The 20,169-nt window shown below is 71.4% G+C and carries 16 protein-coding genes; all 16 read right to left on the bottom strand.

Annotated features, from left to right (window positions below; translation table 11 throughout):
• Nucleotides 1–94 precede the first annotated feature (94 nt).
• Entirely contained in the window at nucleotides 95–532 is a 438-nt protein-coding gene (locus tag ACH4NX_RS13130; protein WP_351390259.1) for a hypothetical protein, read from the bottom strand.
• Between the two features lie 287 nt (nucleotides 533–819).
• On the bottom strand, nucleotides 820–2,190 hold the full coding sequence (locus ACH4NX_RS13125) for an MraY family glycosyltransferase (protein ID WP_398128815.1): 1,371 nt from the start codon (nucleotides 2,188–2,190) through the stop codon (nucleotides 820–822).
• Between the two features lie 129 nt (nucleotides 2,191–2,319).
• Nucleotides 2,320–3,591: a serine hydroxymethyltransferase gene (gene glyA / locus ACH4NX_RS13120; RefSeq protein WP_398128816.1), complete on the bottom strand. Its 1,272-nt coding sequence runs from the start codon at nucleotides 3,589–3,591 to the stop codon at nucleotides 2,320–2,322.
• A gap of 141 nt (nucleotides 3,592–3,732) precedes the next feature.
• Nucleotides 3,733–4,413 (bottom strand): protein-tyrosine-phosphatase, encoded by a 681-nt coding sequence (locus ACH4NX_RS13115; protein WP_351390265.1) that lies wholly within the window; start codon nucleotides 4,411–4,413, stop codon nucleotides 3,733–3,735.
• Entirely contained in the window at nucleotides 4,410–5,057 is a 648-nt protein-coding gene (locus ACH4NX_RS13110; protein ID WP_279561738.1) for an L-threonylcarbamoyladenylate synthase, read from the bottom strand. The genes ACH4NX_RS13115 and ACH4NX_RS13110 overlap by 4 nt, the downstream gene beginning before the upstream one ends.
• 56 nt (nucleotides 5,058–5,113) lie before the next feature.
• Nucleotides 5,114–5,953 (bottom strand): peptide chain release factor N(5)-glutamine methyltransferase, encoded by an 840-nt coding sequence (gene prmC, locus ACH4NX_RS13105; RefSeq protein ID WP_351390268.1) that lies wholly within the window; start codon nucleotides 5,951–5,953, stop codon nucleotides 5,114–5,116.
• A 109-nt stretch (nucleotides 5,954–6,062) separates the two neighbouring features.
• Entirely contained in the window at nucleotides 6,063–7,139 is a 1,077-nt protein-coding gene (gene prfA, locus ACH4NX_RS13100; RefSeq protein ID WP_398128817.1) for a peptide chain release factor 1, read from the bottom strand.
• A gap of 108 nt (nucleotides 7,140–7,247) precedes the next feature.
• Nucleotides 7,248–7,472, bottom strand: coding sequence for a 50S ribosomal protein L31 (rpmE, locus tag ACH4NX_RS13095; RefSeq protein ID WP_210873250.1), 225 nt, complete (start codon nucleotides 7,470–7,472; stop codon nucleotides 7,248–7,250).
• A 219-nt stretch (nucleotides 7,473–7,691) separates the two neighbouring features.
• On the bottom strand, nucleotides 7,692–8,840 hold the full coding sequence (locus ACH4NX_RS13090) for an LCP family protein (RefSeq protein WP_398128818.1): 1,149 nt from the start codon (nucleotides 8,838–8,840) through the stop codon (nucleotides 7,692–7,694).
• A gap of 214 nt (nucleotides 8,841–9,054) precedes the next feature.
• Nucleotides 9,055–10,740 carry a trypsin-like serine protease gene (locus ACH4NX_RS13085; RefSeq protein ID WP_398128884.1) on the bottom strand — a complete coding sequence of 562 codons (1,686 nt, stop codon included), beginning with the start codon at nucleotides 10,738–10,740 and terminating at the stop codon, nucleotides 9,055–9,057.
• A 336-nt stretch (nucleotides 10,741–11,076) separates the two neighbouring features.
• Entirely contained in the window at nucleotides 11,077–13,203 is a 2,127-nt protein-coding gene (rho, locus tag ACH4NX_RS13080; protein WP_398128819.1) for a transcription termination factor Rho, read from the bottom strand.
• Nucleotides 13,204–13,632: 429 nt separating this feature from the next.
• Nucleotides 13,633–14,562, bottom strand: coding sequence for a homoserine kinase (gene thrB / locus ACH4NX_RS13075; RefSeq protein ID WP_351390276.1), 930 nt, complete (start codon nucleotides 14,560–14,562; stop codon nucleotides 13,633–13,635).
• 540 nt (nucleotides 14,563–15,102) lie between these two features.
• Nucleotides 15,103–16,161 (bottom strand): threonine synthase, encoded by a 1,059-nt coding sequence (thrC, locus tag ACH4NX_RS13070; protein WP_351390278.1) that lies wholly within the window; start codon nucleotides 16,159–16,161, stop codon nucleotides 15,103–15,105.
• Between the two features lie 6 nt (nucleotides 16,162–16,167).
• Entirely contained in the window at nucleotides 16,168–17,460 is a 1,293-nt protein-coding gene (locus ACH4NX_RS13065; RefSeq protein ID WP_351390280.1) for a homoserine dehydrogenase, read from the bottom strand.
• Between the two features lie 192 nt (nucleotides 17,461–17,652).
• Complete coding sequence (lysA, locus tag ACH4NX_RS13060) at nucleotides 17,653–19,044, bottom strand: diaminopimelate decarboxylase (RefSeq protein ID WP_398128820.1); 1,392 nt, start codon at nucleotides 19,042–19,044, stop codon at nucleotides 17,653–17,655.
• An 18-nt stretch (nucleotides 19,045–19,062) separates the two neighbouring features.
• Entirely contained in the window at nucleotides 19,063–20,127 is a 1,065-nt protein-coding gene (nrtL, locus tag ACH4NX_RS13055; RefSeq protein ID WP_398128821.1) for an ArgS-related anticodon-binding protein NrtL, read from the bottom strand.
• Nucleotides 20,128–20,169: the final 42 nt, after the last annotated feature.

Genomic DNA, 20,169 nt, shown 5'->3' with positions numbered 1-20,169 from the left:
GCAGGCGTCAGCTGAAATGCCCGCGCCCGCGATGCCGCAGTTGGCACCGGACGATAGCAGGGTCTCTCATGCGCCTTTATCCCGGCCCTACGTCTCACGACGAGCGCCCCGGAGTTTCCTTCTTCTCGTCCGTCGTCGACTCGGGCTCCACGTAAAGGATTTTGGCCTTCATCTGGGCACGCGCCTGCGCGGCGACCCAGGTGAGAGTGCCGGCGAGCAACGACAGGGCGAAGACCTTGGGATGGAACAGCGTCGTGTCCCTGAAGAGCACGATGAAGATGAACATCAGCGCGATTTGAGCCATGTACATCATCAGCGCCATCGCCTGGAACAGCGTCGGCAAAGACTTGGCGGTCCACTGAAGGACGTACAGCCCGGCTCCCATGAACAGGATCACAACGACCGCTCCGACGAGCGCCCCGATCGCCCCCTTCCCCCCTTCGACGGCACCCCCGATCGCGACTGCGACCGCACCGACGACAGCGGTGGGTACGGCAGCCTGGACCAGGATCCGGACGTCGTTGGAGGGCATGGCGGCAACTCCGCTTTTCAGGGGGCAGGGGGTGTCGTCATGGACGAGCGTAGTCCCCCGGGTCGAGTGCAGAACTCTCACCAACGGGCCGTCGCAGTGCGGCCCTTCGGCTCCATCCGGGGTTTTCGTGAACGGTATCACAAACTATTTGATGAGGTCTTTACCTGAGGGTGTGCTTGCTGTCACACATGAGAGTGACCGTGCGCGTTTGTGCGGTCACTGGGCCCTCTTGTCTGGTAAAGGGACACTTCGTTCCCCCACGCGTTGGCAATGCTCTAGTCAGATTCTTACCTTGCGCGCGAACGGGGGCCGACGGCGGTGGCCCCGTTGACGCCCGAGACGCCCGCGGCGACCGGGACCCGGTCGCCGGTCTCGCTCTCACCGGCCTCCCCGGTCTCACCGGTCTCACCGGTCTCACCGGTCTGACCGGTCTCACCGGTCCCGCCCTCGTCCGCGGCCACCGGAGCTTCCCCTTCCGCGACGACCGCCTTACGGCGGCGGTAGCGGGGCGGCACGAGGTGCTCGGCCCAGCGCGGGGCGCGGGGGGTGAAGCGCGGCAGCAGGAGCAGGACCAGGCCCGCCGCGCTGAGGATGACGACGCTCAGCACGATCCACATCGAAGCGGCGTTCACGGAGTACGCGAGCGCGCCGAAGGCGATCAGCGCCGAGAAGAAGTACATGATCAGCACCGCGCGGCTGTGCGAGTGGCCGATCTCCAGCAGCCGGTGGTGCAGGTGCCCCCGGTCCGCGGCGAACGGCGACTGGCCGCGCCAGGTGCGCCGGACGATCGCCAGGATCAGGTCGGCGGCCGGGATGGCGATGATGGTGAGGGGCATCACCAACGGGATGTAGACCGGCACCATCTGGTGCACCGAGTTGCGCTCGGAACCGGAGAACAGGTTCATCAGATCCGGGTCCACCTGGCCGGTGACCGAGATCGCGCCGGCCGCCAGGACGAGCCCGATCAGCATCGAACCGGAGTCGCCCATGAAGATCCGGGCGGGATGCATGTTGTGCGGCAGGAAGCCCAGGCACATGCCCATCAGGATCGCCGCGAACAGCGAGGCCGGGGCCGCGGCCTCGATGCCGTAGGAGTACCAGATCCGGTAGGCGTACATGAAGAACGCCGCCGCCGCGATGCACACCATGCCGGCCGCGAGCCCGTCGAGGCCGTCGACGAAGTTGACCGCGTTGATGGTGATGACGACCAGCGCCACCGTCAGCAGGGTGCCCTGCCACTGGGTGAGCGCCACCGTGCCGACGCCCGGCAGCGGGATCCACAGGATGGTCAGGCCCTGCACCACCATCACGCCGGCGGCGATCATCTGCCCGCCCAGCTTGATCAGGGCGTCGATCTCGAACTTGTCGTCCAGGACGCCGATCAGCCAGATCACGGCCGCCCCGGAGAGCAGGGCCCGCGGCTCGTTCGACGTCTCGAAGACCTCACTGAGGTTGGTGAGGTGGTCGGCGACCAGCAGGCCCGCGCACAGTCCGAAGAACATCGCGATCCCACCGAGCCGCGGAGTGGGTTCCCGGTGCACGTCACGTGCCCGGATCTCCGGCATCGCCCCCGCCACGATCGCGAACTTCCGTACCGGCCCTGTCAGCAGATACGTCACCGCGGCCGTGATGCAGAGCGTCAGCAGGTATTCACGCACAGGCTTCCCCACAGGTCTCGCTGGCCATTCCCGGCCCACCACCCTAGCGATGCGCGCATATGGTTGGGGACTTCCGGGTAGCGACGATGGTTGCACGTGTGGCCGTGCACACGTTGCGCCTACCCGGACTCAGTCCGGGTACGGCGGGAATTCCATGACCAGATCCCGTACGTCCTCCCGCGCCGCGGCGGGCTCCGTCCCGCCCCGGAGCACCTCGGCGAGCAGTGTGGCCACCGCCCGCATCTCCCGCTCCCCCATGCCCTGCGTGGTCATCGCCGCCGTGCCCAGCCGCAGGCCGCGGGCGTCGCCGTGCGGCAGCGCGCAGCAGTCCAGGACCATCCCGGCCGCCGCGAGCCGGCCCCGCGCGCTCTTCCCGTCGACGCCGAGCGGGGCGGGATCGGCGGTGATCAGGTGGGTGTCCGTGCCGCCGGTGGTGACGGCCAGGCCCTCGGCGGCCAGGTGCGCCGCGAGGGTGCGGGCGTTGGCGACCACCTGACGGGCGTACGCGGCGAAGGCCCCGGTCGCCGCCTCGCCGAAGGCGACCGCCTTGGCGGCGATGGTGTGCATCTGCGCGCCGCCCTGGGTGAACGGGAAGACGGCCCGGTCGACCCGCTCCGCCAGCTCGCTCCCGCACAGGATCATGCCGCCGCGCGGCCCGCGCAGCACCTTGTGCGTGGTGGCGCACACCACGTCGGCGTACGGCACCGGACTGGGCGCCGCTCCCCCGGCGACCAGCCCCATCGGGTGGGCGGCGTCCGCGATGAGATAGGCGCCCACCTCGTCGGCGATGTCGCGGAAGGCCGCGTAGTCGGGGTGGCGGGGGTAGGCGATCGAGCCGCACACGATCGCCTTGGGCCGGTGTGCGCGGGCCAGGGTGCGCACCTGGTCGTAGTCGATCAGCCCGGTCTCCGCGTCCACGCCGTAGCCGACGAAGTCGAACCAGCGGCCGGAGAAGTTGGCCGGTGAGCCGTGGGTGAGGTGACCGCCGTGCGGCAGGCCGAGGGCGAGGACGGTGTCGCCGGGGCGCAGCAGCGCGGCGTAGGCGGCCAGGACGGCGGAGGAGCCGGAGTGGGACTGCACGTTGGCGTGCTCGGCGCCGAACAGGTTCCGGGCCCGCTCCACGGCGAGCCGCTCGGCGACGTCGACGAGCTCGCAGCCGCCGTGGTGCCGGGCGCCCGGGTAGCCCTCGGCGTACTTGTTGGCCAGCGGGGAGCCGAGGGCGGCCAGCACGGCGGGGGACGTGAAGTTCTCGGCGGCGATCAGCTGGAGGGTGGTCGCCTGCCGGCGGCCCTCGGCGAGCAGGATCTCGGCCAGTTCGGCGTCCTGGCGCAGCAGGGCTCCGAGCATGCCGTCATCGGCCGTGCTGTCATCGGCCTGCGGGACGTCGTGGGTGACCGACATGGTGCGCTCCGGGCGTGCGTCGACGGTGACGTACGACCAATGTAGGCCCGGGGGGCCGACGGCGCCCGCGTTGCCGGGCCGCGTGGGCGGCGGCGTACCCCGCCTGCCGCCGCGCGCGTCCCGCCCCGGCGGGGGTGCCGCCTACATGCGCGCCGCGACCCCCGTCAGCGCCGTCACCACCGGATCCAGCGCCTGGTGTATCTCGTCCCCGACCGACCGGAAGAACGGCAGCGGCGCCCCGTACGGGTCGTACACCTCGTCCGCCTCCACGGTGGGCGCCAGCAGCCACCCGCGTAGAGCGGCGGCGGCGCGGACCAGGGCGCGTGCGCGGGCGACCACGCCGTCCTCCAGGGTCGGCAGTGTCGCCGGGTCGATGGCGTTCACCAGCCGGGTGAACTCCTTGAGGGTGAAGGTGCGCAGCCCCGCCGAGTGCCCCATGGAGATGACCTGCGCACGGTGGTCCCGCGTCGCCGTCAGTACGAGGTCCGCGCGGATCACGTGCTCGTCGAGCAGCTCACGGCCGGTGAAGCCGGCCGCGTCCGCGCCGAAGTCCGCGAGGACCGTCTCCGCGTTCGACTCCATGGGCGCGCCCTCGTGGCCCCAGGTGCCCGCGCTCTCCACGATGAGGCCGCCGCCGAGCACACCGAGCCGCTCCTTCACGAAATGCCGGGTCAGCCGCTCGGTGATGGGCGAGCGGCACACGTTGCCGGTGCTGACGTGGAGGATGCGGAAGCTGTCGCGTGGAAGCCCGACGAACGTCGTCGTGATCTCCGCTGCGCGTTCCGCGTTGCCTATGCCACGCCCCGTCTCAGGGGCCGTCAATTCGCCACCTCGAGGTCGGGTACCACCTTGCGCAGTTCCTCGGCCGACAACGCGCCGGCGCGCAGCAGCACGGGCACCTCGCGGGTGACGTCGACGATGGACGACGGGACGTTGCCGGGGGTGGGGCCGCCGTCGAGGTAGACGGAGACGGAGTCGCCGAGCATCTGCTGGGCGGCGTCGCAGTCCTCGGGCGCCGGGTGGCCGGTCAGGTTGGCGGAGGAGACGGCCATGGGGCCGACCTCGGTGAGCAGCTCGATGGCGACGGGGTGCAGCGGCATGCGCACGGCGACCGTGCCCCGGGTGTCGCCGAGGTCCCACTGGAGGGACGGCTGGTGCTTGGCGACGAGCGTCAGCGCGCCCGGCCAGAACGCGTCGACCAGTTCCCAGGCCATCTCGGAGAAGTCGGTGACCAGGCCGTGCAGGGTGTTCGGCGAGCCGATGAGGACGGGCGTGGGCATGTTGCGGCCCCGGCCCTTGGCGTCCAGCAGGTCGGCGACGGCCTCCCCGGTGAAGGCGTCGGCACCGATGCCGTACACGGTGTCCGTCGGCAGCACCACGAGCTCGCCACGGCGGACGGCGGACGCGGCCTCGCGCAGACCGGTCACACGGTCGGTCGCGTCGTTGGTGTCGTATCGCCGTGCCATCTAGCGGGCCTCCTCGTACACGTACTGCGGGGTCGGGGTCAGGGGGATGGGGGTGCTCACGGCAGTGCCTTGCGGGCGGTCGCGAACCGCGGGCGGTTGTTGAGGTCGGGGTGGTCGGCCGCGTCGGCCCAGCCCCGCTCCTCGGTGAAGATCCACGGCACCTGGCCGCCCTGGGTGTCGGCGTGCTCGACGACGACCACGCCGCCGGGGCGCAGCAGACGGTGGGCGGTGCGTTCCAGGCCGCGGATGAGGTCGAGGCCGTCCTCGCCGGAGAACAGGGCCAGCTGGGGGTCGTGGTCCCGGGCCTCGGGGGCGACGTACTCCCACTCGGTGAGCGGGATGTACGGCGGGTTGGAGACCACCAGGTCGACCTGGCCGTCGAGGTCCGGGAAGGCCGTCAGGGCGTCGCCCTGGCGCAGGTCGACCCTGGACCCCTCCATGTTCCTGCGGGTCCACTTGAGGGCGTCCTCGGACAGCTCCACGGCGTGCACGCGTGAGCGCGGCACCTCCTGCGCGAGCGCGAGCGCGATGGCGCCCGAGCCGGTGCACAGGTCGACGATGCAGGGCTCGACGACGTCCATGGCGCGTACGGCGTCTATGGCCCAGCCGACGACGGACTCGGTCTCGGGGCGGGGCACGAAGACGCCGGGGCCGACCTGGAGCTCCAGGTAGCGGAAGTAGGCGAGGCCGGTGATGTGCTGGAGCGGCTCGCGCGCCTCACGGCGGGCGACGACCTCCCAGTACCGGGCGTCGAAGTCCGCGTCCGGCACGGTGTGCAGCTCGCCCCGCTTGACGCCGTGCAGATACGCGGCGAGCTCCTCCGCGTCGGTGCGCGGCGAGGGCACGCCGGCGTCGGCCAGCCGCTGGGTGGCCTGGGCCACCTCCGCGAGCAGCACACTGCGGGGGTTCGGGGGTCGCCCCCCGTGATGTTGCGCCACGCTGGTCCTCCGGGGCTGAGCTGTTCGTCCGGTACGGGCGTACGGGTCGGGTCCGGTGCGGCTGCGGTCAGGCGGCGGCGAGCTTGGCCGCCGAGTCCGCGTCGACGCAGGCCTGGATCACCGGGTCGAGGTCGCCGTCCAGGACCTGGTCCAGGTTGTACGCCTTGAAGCCGACGCGGTGGTCCGAGATGCGGTTCTCCGGGAAGTTGTACGTACGGATCTTCTCGGAGCGGTCGACGGTGCGGACCTGGCTGCGCCGGGCGTCCGCGGCCTCCTTCTCCGCCTCCTCCTGCGCCGCCGCGAGCAGCCTCGAGCGCAGGATACGCAGTGCCTGCTCCTTGTTCTGCAGCTGGCTCTTCTCGTTCTGGCAGGAGGCGACGACTCCGGTCGGAATGTGTGTGATGCGCACCGCGGAGTCGGTGGTGTTGACGGACTGGCCGCCGGGGCCGGAGGACCGGTAGACGTCGATGCGCAGATCGTTGGGGTTGATCTCGACGTCGATCTCCTCGGCCTCGGGCGTGACGAGCACGCCGGCCGCGGAGGTGTGGATACGGCCCTGGGACTCGGTCGCGGGCACCCGCTGCACGCGGTGCACCCCGCCCTCGTACTTCAGCCGCGCCCAGACGCCCTGGCCGGGCTCGGTGGCGCCCTGGCCGCCCTTGGTCTTCACGGCGACCTGGACGTCCTTGTAGCCGCCGAGCTCGGACTCGGTGGAGTCGATGATCTCGGTCTTCCAGCCGACCCGCTCGGCGTAGCGCAGGTACATGCGCAGCAGGTCGCCGGCGAAGAGCGCCGACTCGTCGCCGCCCGCGCCCGCCTTGACCTCCAGGATGACGTCCTTGTCGTCGCTGGGGTCGCGCGGGACGAGCAGCAGGCGGAGCTTCTCGGTGAGCTCGTCGCGCTGCTTGTCCAGCTCCTTGACCTCGGCGGCGAAGTCCGGGTCGTCGGCGGCCAGCTCGCGCGCGGTCTCCATGTCCTCGCCCGTCTGCTTCCAGGAGCGGAACGTGGCGATGATCGGGGTGAGCTCGGCGTACCGCTTGTTCAGCTTGCGCGCGTTGGCCTGGTCGGAGTGGACCGACGGGTCGGCGAGCTTCTTCTCCAGGTCGGCGTGCTCGGCGACGAGTTCCTCGACGGCCTCGAACATCTTGGGCTCCTGCTACTGCTTGGGAAGGGGAAGACGGGCGACCAAAAACGCCGGTCCCGGCGCTCCCCCGGCTGGGGGCGCGGCCGTGGACCGGCGGTTGGAGGCTCGCTACTTCTTGGAGCCGGCGGAAGCCTTGCCGAAGCGGGCCTCGAAGCGGGCCACGCGGCCACCGGTGTCGAGGATCTTCTGCTTGCCCGTGTAGAACGGGTGGCACTCGGAGCAGACCTCGGCCCGGACGGTGCCGGACGGGATGGTGCTGCGGGTGGTGAACGACGCGCCACAGGTGCAGCTGACCTGCGTCTCGACGTACTCGGGGTGGATGTCGCGCTTCAAGGTGTCTCCTACTGTTCGGGAGGGCGCCGGGTCGCCGCCGCGGGATGCGGGAGCGTGAACCGGGGCCGACGTACCAGTCTGCCAGGACTGGGGCCTTCTCCCAAAACCGGGGGTCGCCGTCGTCTATTCCCCGCGCCCGCGCCCGCGCGGGGTGCTGTTCACATCGCGGCTACGGGGTGCCGTTCACGACGCGGCTGCCGGCTGCTGTCCATGACGCGGCTACGGGGTGCTGTTCACGACGCCCTTGGCGCCGCCCGACGCCGTGCCCTCCGTCGCCGCCTCGGGGATCGGCCTGTCGTTCTTCAGGGCCGTCCACACCTGGTCCGCCTTGGTCCGCGCCACCAGGACGCGGTTGGCGTCCGCGGGGTCGTACTGGACCGGCATCGTGACCATGTTCATGTTCGAGGCGCCGATGCCCTTGAGGCCGCTCGCGAAGGACATCAGGGAGTTCACCGAGCCCAGGTCGGAGTCGGTGGTCACCGTCTTGGTGGCGGTGTCGGCGATGTCGTACAGCTTCTTGGGGTTGCCGAGCAGGCCGATGTCCTTGACCTGGTCGACCAGGGCCTTGACGAAGGCCTGCTGGAGCTGGATGCGCCCGAGGTCGGAGCCGTCGCCGACGCCGTGCCGGGTGCGGACCAGGCCGAGGGCCTGCTCGCCGTCGAGGGTGTGGGTGCCGGCCGGCAGGTCGAGGTGGCTGTCGGGGTCCCTGATGTCCTCGGTGGTGGTGATGTCGACGCCGCCGAGGTCGTCGATGAGCTTCCGGAAGCCGCTGAAGTCGACCTCCAGGTAGTGGTCCATGCGCAGACCGCTGATCGACTCGACGGTCTTCACGGCGCAGGCGCCGCCGCCGGTGGAGTAGGCGGAGTTGAACATCACGTCGTCGGCGGCGGGGTGCTCGTCGCCGTCGGTGTCGGTGCACTCGGGACGGTCGATGAGGGTGTCGCGCGGGATGGAGACCACGCTGGCCTTCTTGTGGCCCTTGTAGACGTGCACGACCATCGCCGTGTCGGAGCGGGCGGTGCCGTCGTCGGTGCCGCCGCCGAGTTCCTTGTTGCCGCCGGAGCGGGTGTCGGAGCCGAGGACGAGGATGTTCTGGGAGCCGTTGTCGGCCTTCTTCGGCCGGTCGGTGCCGAGGACCTGGTCGATGTCGACGCTGGAGAGGTTGCCGTTGAGCTTGAAGAAGAGGACCCCGGCGCCGGTGCCGCCCAGGACCACGACGCCCGCGGTGGTCCAGGCCGCGACCAGCAGGGCCTTGCGCCGCTTGGCCCGGGGCCTGCGGCGGCGTCCCTTGCCCCGGTGGCGGGGAGCGGGGGGACGGGGCTCCCCGGGGCCGGGTATGGCGGGGTCGGGCGTGTTCTCGGCGGACATGTGCTCCTCGGCGCTCGTGCGGTCGGTTACCCCCTGTGCTCAGGGTCGGGGCTGGTCGGCTCCGGCGGTTTCCACCGGTACCTCACCATCGTCCCTCCGTTGGTGAGACGGCGGAACTCGGCACAGGGTCGCACAACGCCCTGTGCCCGACGCGTGGCGCGCCGGGCACAGTGAGTCACCGAGGTGACCGCGGGATCCGCGGTCACCTGGGGTTTCAGGTGATGATGTCGTAGCCGCCGTACCCGCCGCCGACCTTCACGGCTGTGGCGAAGATCCCGGTACCGGCCTCGCCGGTACCGCGGTACAGGTACATGTTCCCGTACTCCGTGATGGCCAGGGCGTCGGCCTTGCCGTCCCCGTTCACGTCGCCGGGCGTGACGACGGTCTCGACCTCGGGCCAGCTGCGCAGCTTGATCCGCGAGGTGAAGGCGCTGCCGGCGTTCCCCGTGCCCTGGTACAGGTAGAGGTCCCCGTTCCAGGCCTGGCCGATCAGGTCCGCCTTGCCGTCCCCGGTGAAGTCGCCGTGGCCGCGCAGCTCGTCGTAGGCGGTCAGGCCGGTGGTCACCTGGACGCGGCCGGCGAAGTAGCCGTCACCGCGGCCCGGGTACAGCCACAGCGTGTCCGCGGAGTCCAGGGAGAGCAGGTCGGGCAGGGTGTCGCCGGTCACGTCGCCGGGGGCGAGGATCTGCTTGCGGCTGCCCCAGCCGCTCGCCAGGGTCCGGTGCGCCCAGGACTGGGTGGACGGCACGTAGTGCGTCCAGACCAGTTCGCCGTTGAGGCCCCGGTTGAGCAGGTCCTGGTAGCCGTCCCGGTCGAGGTCGGTCTGCACGACGTGGTCGACGCCGCTCCAGTCGCCCCACAGGTCCCGGGCGCCGAAGGCGGTGCCGGTGGAGTCCATGGCGTACGCGTTCTTGGTGGACGCCTCGCGGAGCCACAGGTCGGCTCGGCCGTCCCCGTTGATGTCGGTGTCGTCCACCCGCGGGTAGGTGTCGGCGGCGTAGGTGCTGACCTTGGCGAAGACGCTGTACGCGCCCTTCGCGACACAGTCCTCGACGCCCCAGGAGACGACGCCGACGATGCGTCCGCCGACGACCAGGGGGCCGCCGGAGTCGCCGTTGCACGCCGAGACGGTGCCCTCGTCGGAGCCGGTCGCGGGCTCACCCGCGCAGACCATGTGGCCCGGGACGTAGTCGGTGCCCCAGGCACCGGCGCAGGTGGCGTCGGACCGGATCGGCAGGGTGGCCGTCTTCAGCACGTCGGAGATGTCGTCCGAGGTGGAGGTGGTGCGGCCCCAGCCGTACACCTTGGCGTTGGTACCGGCCTGGTAGGAGGCGGTGTCGTCCGCCGTCGTCATGGGGATCGGCTTGGCGTCGACCGGGTTCGGCAGGGTCAGCAGGGCCATGTCGTTGTCGATGGCCGTCGCGTTGTACGACGGGTGGTTCCACTGGCGCCAGACGCCGGAGACGGTGCCGCCGTTCAGGTCGCTGCCGGTGGCCAGCTGCGCGGTGCCGGTGACGACGGCGCCGTTGGCGTACCAGTCGTAGCCCTTGACGCAGTGCGCGGCGGTGAGGATCTTCGTCGGCGAGACGACGGCGCCGCCGCAGAAGAAGCCGACGTCGTCGCCCTCGGCCACGGTGCCGCGGTCGTCGTAGTACCAGAGCTGCGCCATCCACGGTGCGGCGGATATGCCGGTCTCGGTACCGCCGATGATCTTCGGGTCGATTCCGGCGGCGCCGGTGGTGTCACCGCGCAGCGTCTTGCCGGCGCTCTCGCCGGCCTTGTCGTCACCGACGACGGCGCCGGCGATACGGCGCTCCAGCTCGGCCTGCGGCACCGTCCTGACGGCCGGCTGGACCGTCGGCTCCGGCTGGGCGGGGGCGGCTTCGGCGGCCGACGTCATCAGCGCCGCGGCCACCACCCCGGCCAGGCCGGTGGCGAGCGCGGGCAGCGCGAGGCGCGTCCTGCGTCTGTGACGGCGGGGCCGGTCGGACGCGGACAGGGATGTGCTCACTCAAGTCCCCCCAGGAGATGAGAAATCTGCCGGATCGAGTGCCGTGACGCCGGTGATCCCCCCGGACGCCGACGCACTCGAGAAGGCGTGATCGCACACCTGTTCCCCTAGACATGAACAGGGCCGCCCCCGTCACACGTGTGACGGGGGCGGCCCTGGGTGGTGCTGAGGTGGTACTCGGTACCGCTGGGTGTCGCCGGGTACCGCAGGGGTGCCGCGAAGACGTCAGTCGCCGTTGCCCGGCGTCGGGGTCGTCTTCTGGATCTGCAGCAGGAACTCCGCGTTCGACTTGGTCTGCTTCATCTTGTCGAGGAGCAGTTCGATCGCCTGCTGCTGGTCGAGGGCGTGCAGCACCCGGCGCAGCTTCCAGGTGATGGCGAGCTCGTCGCTGCCGAGCAGGATCTCTTCCTTACGGGTGCCGGACGCGTCGACGTCCACCGCCGGGAAGATGCGCTTGTCGGCGAGCTTCCGGTCGAGCTTGAGCTCGGCGTTGCCGGTGCCCTTGAACTCCTCGAAGATGACCTCGTCCATGCGGGACCCGGTGTCCACCAGAGCGGTGGCGAGGATGGTCAGCGAGCCGCCGTCCTCGATGTTGCGGGCCGCACCGAAGAAGCGCTTCGGCGGGTACAGGGCGGTCGAGTCGACACCACCGGACAGGATGCGGCCGGAGGCCGGGGCGGCGAGGTTGTACGCACGGCCCAGACGGGTGATCGAGTCGAGCAGGACGACGACGTCGTGACCCAGCTCCACCAGACGCTTGGCACGCTCGATGGCGAGCTCGGCGACCGTGGTGTGGTCCTCGGCCGGACGGTCGAAGGTCGAGGAGATGACCTCGCCCTTCACCGACCGCTGCATGTCGGTGACCTCTTCCGGACGCTCGTCGACCAGGACGACCATCAGGTGGCACTCGGGGTTGTTGTGCGTGATCGCGTTGGCGATCGCCTGCATGATCATGGTCTTGCCGGTCTTCGGCGGGGCCACGATCAGACCGCGCTGCCCCTTACCGATGGGCGCGACGAGGTCGATGATGCGGGTGGTGAGGACGCCGGGGTCCGTCTCCAGGCGGAGGCGGTCCTGCGGGTACAGCGGCGTCAGCTTGTTGAACTCCGGCCGCCCGCGCCCGGATTCGGGCGCCATGCCGTTCTGGGAGTCCAGGCGCACCAGCGCGTTGAACTTCTCGCGGCGCTCGCCGTCCTTGGGCTGGCGCACGGCACCGGTGATGTGGTCACCCTTGCGCAGGCCGTTCTTGCGGACCTGGGCGAGGGAGACGTACACGTCGTTGGGGCCGGGCAGGTAGCCGGAGGTCCGGATGAACGCGTAGTTGTCGAGGATGTCGAGGATGCCGGCGACCGGGATGAGGACGTCGTCCTCGTTGATCTGCGGCTCCTGCTGGATGTCGTCGCGCCCACGACGGCCACGGCGGTCGCGGTAGCGGCCGCGACGGCCGCGACGGCCGCCCTCGAAGTCGTCGTCGTCCTGCTGCTGCTGCTGACGGTCCTGGCGTCCGCCGCCCTGCTGCTGACGCTGCTGACCGCCGCCCTGGTTCTGCTGGTCGTCGCCCTTGTTGCGACGGTCGCGGTCACGTCCGCGGTCACCACGGTCACCGCGGTCGCGGTCACCCCGGTCACGGTCGCGGTCACCGCGGTCGCGGCGGTCACGGCGGCGGCCCTCGCCGCCCTCACCGTCGGAGCGGGCGTCGCCCTGGCCCTGCTGGTGGCCCTGCGACTGTCCCTGCTGCTGCGCGGAGGACTCGGCCTTCGGCTCGCTCTTCGTCTCGACGGCCACCGTCTCGGTGGCGGCGGACGGGCTGCCCGCGTCGGCGGTGGCCCGGCGGCGACGGCGCTCCGAGGGGGCGTCGTCACCGGCGGCGCCGGCCGTCTCGCCCGCGGGCGAGACCTTCGGGGACGGCTGACCGGGGATGTCGATCTGCTGCTGGGCGGTGGCCTTGTCGGCGGCCGTCCGGTCCGCCTTCTTCTCGGCCTTGCCGGCCTTCTCCGCCTTCTCGGCGGGGGCCTCGTCGCCGGTACGGGACCGGGAGGTGCTGCGGCGCTTCGGCTTGGTCTCGCCGGCGGCGTCCGCGGCGTCCGCGGCGGGCGCGGCCTTGGCGGAAGCTCCTCCCGCGGCCTGCGCCTCCTTGATGACCTCGATCAGCTGGCTCTTGCGCATACGCGCGGTGCCCCTGATGCCGAGGCCGGATGCGACCTGCTGCAGCTCGGCCAGCACCATGCCCTCGAGGCCGGTACCACGGCGCCGCCGGGAGCCGGCACCGGTGGCAGGCGCGGAGGCGTCCGTGGAGGGCGCGGCAGCGGTCTCCTCGACACGTGCGCCCATCAGATCGGTGGTGTCGCTCACGAAGGGTCCTTCCCTGGAGCGGACGTCGGCCTGTCTGGCTCGGCGACCGGTTGTGCTGTCCGGCTTCGGTCCTTGCTGTGTGAACCGTGCCGGGGCGGTGGTCCGCCTGAACGGCGGAAGAGATATCTGGTGATGGCGCTTCCCCTAGCCGTGGCACCCAGTGTCTGTGTCATGCGGCGTGGTCGCACCGGTTCCGAAACTCCCCCAGAGGGGGTGCCCCCACCGGCGGGCCGCTCAGTGTCCGTGTCGGCCGTACTGATCACGTACGACGTCCAGCACACAATGCGGCTTGGGGGGCTCCCGGAAGAATGTCTGTCCCTGACGGGGACACGAGGCACCTCGCCATGGTGGGGTCGGGTGCAGACTTGAGATTAACACTACCGGATCCAACAAACATTCCCCCTCTCGAAATCCGGCAACCGTACGCGGCTAAATGTCGCTGGAGGTCGCCAGCGGCAGGACGCACGCGCCCTGCTGGTCCAGGCTGAGCCGGTTGGCCGCCCAGTCCGTACCGGCCAGCGCCTCGACCTTGTCGGCCGTGTCGGCGTCGGCCAGTGCCATCACCGTGGGCCCGGCGCCCGAGATCACCGCGGGGATGCCGTCGCCGCGCAGCCGCTCCACCAGCGCCGCGCTCTCCGGCATGGCCGGCGCGCGGTACTCCTGGTGCAGGCGGTCCTCGGTGGCCGGCAGCAGCAGCTCGGGGCGCCGGGTGAGCGCCTCGACGAGCAGCGCGGCGCGGCCGGCGTTGGTGGCGGCGTCGACGTGCGGGACGCTGCGCGGGAGCAGGCCGCGCGCGGTCTCCGTCAGTACCGGCTTTCCGGGCACGAAAACCACCGGAACGATGGAATCGGCGGGCTCCATCCTGATCGCCCGGGCGGCGCCGGAATCCATCCAGGAGAGGGTGAAGCCGCCCAGCAGACAGGCCGCCACGTTGTCGGGGTGGCCCTCGATCTCGGTGGCGAGGTCGAGCAGCGCGGCGTCGTCGAGGCGGGTCTCGCCGCCTATGGTCACCGCGCGCGCCGCGACGATGCCGGCGCAGATGGCGGCGGAGGAGGAGCCGAGGCCGCGGCCGTGCGGGATGCGGTTGGCGCAGACGATCTCCAGGCCGCGCGGCTGTCCGCCCAGCAGGTCGAAGGCGGTGCGCAGGGAGCGGACGAGGAGGTGCTTCTCGTCGCGGGGCAGCGTCTCGCTGCCCTCACCCGCGATGTCGATGTGCAGCCCTGAGTCGGCCACCCGGACGACGACGTCGTCGTACAAGCCCAGCGCCAGGCCGAGGGCGTCGAAGCCCGGACCGAGGTTGGCGCTGGTGGCGGGGACGCGCACCCGGACGGCGGCGGCGCGGAAGGCTGGACCGGCCATCGCTTGATGACTCTCCTTGAGCTGCGTGACTGTGGAACGACATTCGATGACGTACGGAAAACCCTGGGCCCGCCGCTGCCTGCCCAACGGCCGACGGCCCCCCGGACGCTTCCCGGCCGCTTCCCCGACGCCTCCCGAACGGGGAGACGGCGCGGCACCGCGGCATATGCGGCGGACGGATTCGGTACAGCCTATCGAAGGAAGGTTCTGTGGCGACATAGGGCGCACAGGAGGCGCACGATGCGTGTCGTAAGCCCCCTGTGCACCCCCCGTAAGTGACTTTCCCGGCTGGGCGCCGCTTACGCCCTCTGCTTACGCGGGGCGCGTTTCCTGGGGCCCCTCCGAATTCCGTCGCGGGTCCCCGGGATTGCGCGGGGACGTCCGTCCCTGGGATTCCACAGCGGACGGCTTCCCTTCCGCTGCGGAAGGCCCTCCGCTGCGGAAGGCCCTCCGCTGCGGAAGGCTCCCGCTGCGGAAGGCCCCGCTGTGGAAGGCCCCGCTGTGGAAGGCTCCGGGTTCCGGAATCGGTGGACAGGCCCCTCAGATCAGGCCGAGCCGCTCGGCCGCCGTCGCCGCGTCGACCGGGACCGTGACCGGCTGCGGGGCGCCGGCGACGGCCCAGTCCGGGTCCTTCAGCCCGTTGCCGGTGACGGTGCACACGATCCGCTGCCCCGGGTCGACCTTGCCCTGCTCGGCGGCCTTCAGCAGGCCGGCCACCGACGCGGCGGACGCGGGCTCCACGAAGACGCCCTCCTGGGAGGCCAACAGCCGGTAGGCGCGCAGGATCTCACGGTCCGTCACCTCGTCGATGGCGCCGCCGGACTCGTCCCGGGCGGCGAGCGCGAAGTCCCACGAGGCGGGGTTGCCGATGCGGATGGCGGTGGCGATGGTCGACGGGTCCTTGACGACCTCGCCGCGCACGATCGGCGCGCTGCCGGAGGCCTGGAACCCCCACATGCGCGGAGTCCTCGTGCTGACCTTGTCGGCGGCGTACTCCTTGTAGCCCTTCCAGTACGCGGTGATGTTGCCCGCGTTGCCCACCGGCAGGACGTGGATGTCGGGGGCGTCGCCCAGCATGTCCACGATCTCGAAGGCGGCGGTCTTCTGCCCCTCTATACGCACCGGGTTGACCGAATTGACCAGCGCCACGGGGTAGTTGTCGCTCAGCGCGCGGGCGAGCGTCAGGCAGTCGTCGAAGTTGCCGTCGACCTGGAGGATCTTCGCGCCGTGCACGAGGGCCTGGCCCATCTTGCCGAGCGCGATCTTGCCCTGCGGCACGAGGACGGCGGAGACCATCCCGGCCCGTACGCCGTACGCGGCGGCGGAGGCGGACGTGTTGCCGGTGGACGCGCAGATGACGGCCTGCGCGCCCTCCTCCTTGGCCTTGCTGATGGCCATGGTCATACCGCGGTCCTTGAAGGACCCGGTCGGGTTCGCCCCCTCGACCTTGAGGTGGACCTCGCAGCCCGTGCGCTCGGAGAGCACCTGCGCGGGCACGAGCGGCGTGCCGCCCTCGCGGAGCGTCACGACGGGCGTGCTGGCGGAGACGGGCAGCCTGTCCCGGTACTCCTCGATGATTCCGCGCCACTGGTGGGTCATTGCTGGTTACTCTCCTTCAACCCGCATGATGCTGGCGACACCCCGCACGGTGTCGAGCTTGCGCAGCGCCTCGACCGTACCGCCGAGGGCGGCGTCGGACGCACGGTGGGTGACGACGACGAGGGAGGCCTCGCCGTCCTTGCCGGACTGCCGCACGGTGTCGATGGAGACACCGTGCTCCGCGAACACGGTCGCGACCTGGGCGAGCACGCCCGGTTTGTCGGCCACGTCGAGGCTGATGTGGTACCGCGTGACGACGTCGCCCATCGGGGAGACGGGGAGCGCGGCGTACGCGGACTCGCCGGGTCCGGTCGCGCCGCCGATCCGGTTGCGGCAGACGGCGACGAGGTCGCCGAGCACGGCGGACGCGGTCGGCGAGCCGCCGGCCCCGGGCCCGTAGAACATGAGCTGCCCGGCGGCGTCGGACTCGACGAAGACGGCGTTGTAGGCGCCGCGCACGTTCGCCAGCGGGTGGCTGAGCGGGATCATCGCGGGGTGCACGCGCGCGGTGACCGACGCCCCGTCCGCGGCCCGCTCGCAGATGGCGAGGAGCTTGATGGTGCAGCCCATCTCCTTGGCGGAGGCGAAGTCGGCGGCGGTGACCTCGGTCATGCCCTCGCGGTAGACGTCGTCGAGGCGCACGCGCGTGTGGAAGGCGATCCCGGCGAGGATGGCGGCCTTGGCGGCGGCGTCGAACCCCTCGACGTCGGCGGTCGGGTCGGCTTCCGCGTACCCGAGGGCGGTGGCCTCGTCCAGCGCCTCCTGGTACCCCGCCCCCGTCGTGTCCATGGCGTCGAGGATGAAGTTCGTCGTCCCGTTGACGATGCCGAGCACCCGGTTGACCTTGTCGCCGGCGAGGGACTCGCGCAGCGGCCGGATCAGCGGGATGGCACCGGCGACGGCGGCCTCGTAGTAGAGGTCCTTGCCGTTCGCGCCCGCCGCGGCGTGCAGCGCGGCACCGTCCTGCGCGAGCAGCGCCTTGTTGGCGGACACGACGGAGGCGCCGTGCTCGAAGGCGGTGGTGATGAGGGTCCGGGCGGGCTCGATCCCGCCGATGACCTCGACGACGACGTCGATGTCCCCGCGTTTGACGAGGGCGGTGGCGTCGGTGGTGACGAGGTCGGGGTCGATGCCCTCGCGCACCCGGTCGGGCCGCCGTACGGCCACGCCCGCGAGCTCCACCGGGGCCCCGATCCGGGCCGCGAGGTCGTCGGCGTGCGTCGTCATGATGCGCGCCACCTCTGAGCCGACCACTCCACAGCCCAGCAGCGCCACTTTCAGCGGACGCGTACGCATCATCCGACCTCGTTTCCTCATACCGTCTACGGTTGGTCCAGTCTCACGCACCGGACGGGATTTTCTGCCTTTCGTCCGGATCGTGAGACGTTTATTTCATTTTCGCAGGGTTGGATGCCGAAAGATCTTCCGCCCTCCGCCTGTCCACCCGTCCCCCACCCTGCCTCGCCCCGCCACCGGCCCACCCGGCGGGACTCATCCGACGTCGAGGCGCAGCAGGTCCTCCTCGGTCTCCCTCCGCACGATGACCCGCGCCTCGCCGTCCCGTACGGCGACGACGGGCGGACGCAGCACGTGGTTGTAGTTGCTGGCCATGGAACGGCAGTACGCCCCCGTCGCCGGTACGGCGATCAGGTCACCGGGTGCCAGGTCCCCCGGCAGGAAGGCGTCCTTGACCACGATGTCCCCGCTCTCGCAGTGCTTGCCGACGACCCGCGCGAGCACGGGCTCGGCGTCGGAGGTGCGGGAGACGAGGGCGACGCTGTACTCGGCGTCGTACAGCGCGGTGCGGATGTTGTCGGACATGCCGCCGTCGACGGAGACGTACGTGCGCAGCCCGTCGAGGGGCTTGACGGTGCCGACCTCGTAGAGCGTGAAGGCGGTGGGCCCGGCGATGGCCCGCCCGGGCTCGACGGAGATCCGAGGCGTACGCAGCTTCGCGGCCTCGCACTCCCGGGTGACGATCTCGTTCAGCGCCTTGGCGATCTCGTGCGGCTCACGGGGGTCGTCGTCGCTCGTGTACGCGATTCCGAGTCCGCCGCCGAGGTCGATCTCGGGCAGCTCGACGCCGTGCTCGTCGCGGATGTCCTTGAGCAGCCCGACCACCCGGTGGGCGGCGACCTCGAACCCCGACATGTCGAAGATCTGCGACCCGATGTGCGAGTGGATCCCGATGACCTCGAGCCCGTCGAGCTGGAGCGCCCGCCGCACGGCCTCCGCCGCCTGGCCGCCGGCCAGCGGGATGCCGAACTTCTGGTCCTCGTGGGCCGTGGCGATGAACTCGTGCGTGTGCGCCTCGACTCCCACGGTGATACGGATCTGCACCCGCTGCCGCTTGCCCAGCGACTGGGCGATGTGGGCGACGCGCACGATCTCCTGGAAGGAGTCGAGCACGATCCGCCCGACGCCGGCGCGGACGGCGCGCTCGATCTCCTCGGGCGACTTGTTGTTGCCGTGGAAGGCGATGCGGTCGGCGGGCATCCCCGCGGACAGCGCGGTGGCGAGCTCGCCCCCCGAGCACACGTCGAGGTTCAGCCCCTCCTCGTCCAGCCAGCGCACGACGGCCCGGGACAGGAACGCCTTGCCCGCGTAGAAGACGTCGGCGTCCGAACCGAAGGCGGCCCGCCAGGCCCGCGCCCGGGCCCGGAAGTCGGCCTCGTCGAGAACGTAGGCGGGGGTGCCGTACTCCTCGGCCAGCCGTGTGACGGCCAGCCCGCCGACGGTGACGACACCGTCGGCGTCCCGCTCGACCGTCTGGGCCCAGACCTTCGCATCGAGGGCGTTGAGGTCGGCGGGCGGCGCGGAGTAGTGCCCCTCGGGGAGGACGTCGGCGTGACGGGGCCCGGCGGGGTGTGCGGAACGGCTCATGGCGTCTTCTGCGCTCTCTCAGAGGTGGTCGGGTGCGTCGATGCCGAGGAGGGACAGGCCACCGGCCAGCACCGCCCCGACGGCTTCGGCGAGCGCCAGCCGGGCACGGTGGGCGGCCGAGGGTTTCTCCCCGCCACGGGGCAGCACGGTGGGCAGGAAGGGCAGCGCGGCATCGGCGACGGTGACGAGATGCCGGGCCAGCCGGTCGGGGGCGCGGTGCGCCGCGGCGGCGGCGAGGGCGCGGGGATGATCGGCGAGGGCGGAGAGGAGGTCCGACGCCGCGTCTGTCACGGGGCCGGGCTCGGCGGCGAAGTGGAGATCGGCCGCGTTGCGCGAGAGGGCGCGGGTGCGGGCGTGGGCGTACCGCACGCGGAAGAGGGGGTTGCCCTCGCGCTGCCGCAGATGCTCGTCACCGATGCGGGGCCGGTCGTGGCCGGCGGGGTGGAGCAGGGCCCACCGGCCGGCGTCCCGGCCGAGCGGCAGGGGATCGGCGGGCGCGGGGACGGGACGGACGTCGACCGGCGGCTCCGCGGTCGCCGGCCCCTGCGCGTCGACGCGCACTCCGAGGACGGCGGTCCACGCGGGGTCGAGCGGGGCGGCGCAGCTGGTGCGGACGAGGGTGCCCTGCGAACGCAGGATGCGGGCGGCGGCCTCGGCGACGACGACGGCACGGACGTCGTGCGGGCAGTGCAGCCGCACGACGTGGCCGCTCTCCGCGCCGGCGGCGTCGGCGCTCCCGTACCTGTGCCCGTACCGGGAGCCGTGCCGCAGGATCTCCTCCACGAGAGCGGCGGGCGCGGTGCCGTGCAGGCTGATGTTGAGGAACCCGGGCCCGGTCAGGACGACGTCGGTGATCCCCTCGACGTCGACGAGATAGGGCCGCAGCACCTCGGCGACCCGGCGGGGCGGCTGTCCGGCCGGCCGGGCCAGCTGCAGGGCGATGTTGGTGGCGTAGTCCCCACACCCTCCGGGCCCCGGCGGAGCGACCACGGCCCGAGCCGGAACGGCCACGCTCAGCTCACCCGCGTCGACGGCGCGACGCACCGCGTGCAGCACGGTACGGGAGAGCTCTACGGGGGTCACGGGTCAAGCGTATGGGAGGAGGGGGGTGGGCAGGCGAACAGG

The sequence above is a fragment of the Streptomyces sp. NPDC017225 genome (assembly GCF_044331465.1).
Lineage (GTDB): Bacteria > Actinomycetota > Actinomycetes > Streptomycetales > Streptomycetaceae > Streptomyces.
This window is presented reverse-complemented; position numbering and strand designations above follow the sequence as displayed.

Coding starts and splice junctions, on each gene's coding strand:
- lysA (WP_398128820.1), bottom strand. CDS start 19,044: ATGAGCCGTTCCGCACACCCCGCCGGGCCCCGTCACGCCGACGTCCTC.
- prfA (WP_398128817.1), bottom strand. CDS start 7,139: ATGTTCGAGGCCGTCGAGGAACTCGTCGCCGAGCACGCCGACCTGGAG.
- thrB (WP_351390276.1), bottom strand. CDS start 14,562: ATGGCCGGTCCAGCCTTCCGCGCCGCCGCCGTCCGGGTGCGCGTCCCC.
- ACH4NX_RS13130 (WP_351390259.1), bottom strand. CDS start 532: ATGCCCTCCAACGACGTCCGGATCCTGGTCCAGGCTGCCGTACCCACC.
- ACH4NX_RS13090 (WP_398128818.1), bottom strand. CDS start 8,840: ATGTCCGCCGAGAACACGCCCGACCCCGCCATACCCGGCCCCGGGGAG.
- ACH4NX_RS13110 (WP_279561738.1), bottom strand. CDS start 5,057: ATGGCACGGCGATACGACACCAACGACGCGACCGACCGTGTGACCGGT.
- glyA (WP_398128816.1), bottom strand. CDS start 3,591: ATGTCGGTCACCCACGACGTCCCGCAGGCCGATGACAGCACGGCCGAT.
- ACH4NX_RS13065 (WP_351390280.1), bottom strand. CDS start 17,460: ATGATGCGTACGCGTCCGCTGAAAGTGGCGCTGCTGGGCTGTGGAGTG.
- thrC (WP_351390278.1), bottom strand. CDS start 16,161: ATGACCCACCAGTGGCGCGGAATCATCGAGGAGTACCGGGACAGGCTG.
- ACH4NX_RS13085 (WP_398128884.1), bottom strand. CDS start 10,740: ATGACGTCGGCCGCCGAAGCCGCCCCCGCCCAGCCGGAGCCGACGGTC.